This is a genomic window from Actinomyces urogenitalis, from assembly GCF_002861525.1.
Taxonomy (GTDB): Bacteria; Actinomycetota; Actinomycetes; order Actinomycetales; family Actinomycetaceae; genus Actinomyces; species Actinomyces urogenitalis.
The window spans coordinates 1-1,586 of the sequence record NZ_PKHA01000024.1; the positions used below are offsets into that span (position 1 = coordinate 1).

Consider the following 1,586-nt stretch of genomic DNA (forward strand, 5'->3'; position numbering starts at 1 on the left):
CCGGCCAGCAGGCGTGCTGGCACGCTCACCAGCGCCAGCACACCCACCAGACTCAACAACCAGACCAGGCCCGGTCTGGGTCGGGCCGGTCAGACCGTTTCTGACCGGCCCGACCCCCGGGGCTGGTTGGTTCAGGCGCGGCGGCGACGGATCAGCAGGCCACCCAGGCCCACCAGGCCCACAGCAACCACCCCGACCGCCACGTCCACACCCGTGACCGGCAGACGCTTGCCCAACGAAGCCACCGGCCCCACAGGCTTGGCTGGGACGGGTGTGTTGACCACACGACCCAGATCCACACTCACGCCCATCCGGTCGATCACAGCAGCCTTGGCCCAACCAGACAGGACGTAGCCCGCCGGCGCCTGGGTCTCCACCACACGGTAGGAACCAGCAGGAACACCCTCGAACACCACCCGGCCGTCCGCGCCACTGGTCACGGTGTCCAACACCTGCCCGGTAGTGGTGCGCAGCTCAAAGACCGCACCCACCAGAGGCGCACCAGCAGCGTCGGTCTTCACCAACGACACCACACCACGCACCAGCGCGTTCGTCACCGTCAGCCCCTCATCCGCGCTACCGGTGATAGCGGCCTCGTAACCAGCAACCGCATCCTCAACCACCGAGTACACGACCTCCTTACCAGCCTTGTTCACCGGCAGGCCATCGAACACGCCCGCCCACTCATTGGCGGCAGACAGCTCGACACTCCAGGTCGTCCCACGCCTTGGTCACGCTCACCGTGCGCACCGCCGGGGTGTGGATGTTGGTGATCGTGGTGCCCTCGATGCTCTTCTCATACCCCTCAGGCACACCCACCTCGTCCACGCTGTAGGCGATCTCGATGCCCTTGGCGTCGAAGGTCGGCAGGCCGGTGAAGGTGAAGGACCCGTCACCATCTGCGGGCACCTCCACCGTCTTACCCGTGGCGGCACCGTTTGCGAGGAGCTCGACCGTCACGGAGTCGGGCCGGATCCCGTCCTGGTTATCGGCGTCGTCCCACACCTTCTTTCCGGAGACAGAGGTCTTCGGGTTCTCCATAGTGTTCGTGACCGTCCACGAGTCACCGTCCTGCGCGACCTTGACCGTGTAGTCGTGGCCACCAGCCGACAACTTGCCGTTCTCGACGCCCTGCTCGGCCACCGTGTAGGCGATCGCCTTACCCTCAGCCGTGTACTGGTCCAGGCCCTCAAAGATGTGGCTCCAGGAGCCATCCTCAGCGTTACCGTCCAAGGTGACCGGGTCACCAGAGGCCACACCGTCGGCGTACAACTGCACCAACACGGCCGGAGCCGCGTCAGCGTCAATACCGGCCCAGGCCTTCGTCACCGCGACAGACACCTTCCCAGTGATCGTGTTCGTCACCGTGAAACCACCAGCAGCAGTACCCGAGTAGGCCGTGGAGTAGCCAGACACCTCGTCCTCAGAGACCGTGTAGGCGATCTCCTTGCCGGCCTTGAACTTGGGCAGGCCAGAGAAGGAGCCCTTCCATTCGCTCTCGGCATTCAGCGTCAACGTCTGATTGTCCACGACCTCACCGTCGGCGAGGAGCCTGACCGTCACAGAGTCCGGACGCTGGCCGTCCT

The 1,586-nt window shown here is 65.3% G+C and carries 2 protein-coding genes; both read right to left on the minus strand.

Features of this window, described 5'->3' with window-relative positions; translation table 11 throughout:
- Positions 1-131 precede the first annotated feature (131 nt).
- Positions 132-674: a prealbumin-like fold domain-containing protein gene (locus CYJ26_RS10480; RefSeq protein WP_180950898.1), complete on the minus strand. Its 543-nt coding sequence runs from the start codon at positions 672-674 to the stop codon at positions 132-134.
- A gap of 10 nt (positions 675-684) precedes the next feature.
- On the minus strand, positions 685-1,586 hold a 902-nt coding region (locus CYJ26_RS10485), incomplete at its 5' end, for a Cna B-type domain-containing protein (protein ID WP_145990791.1).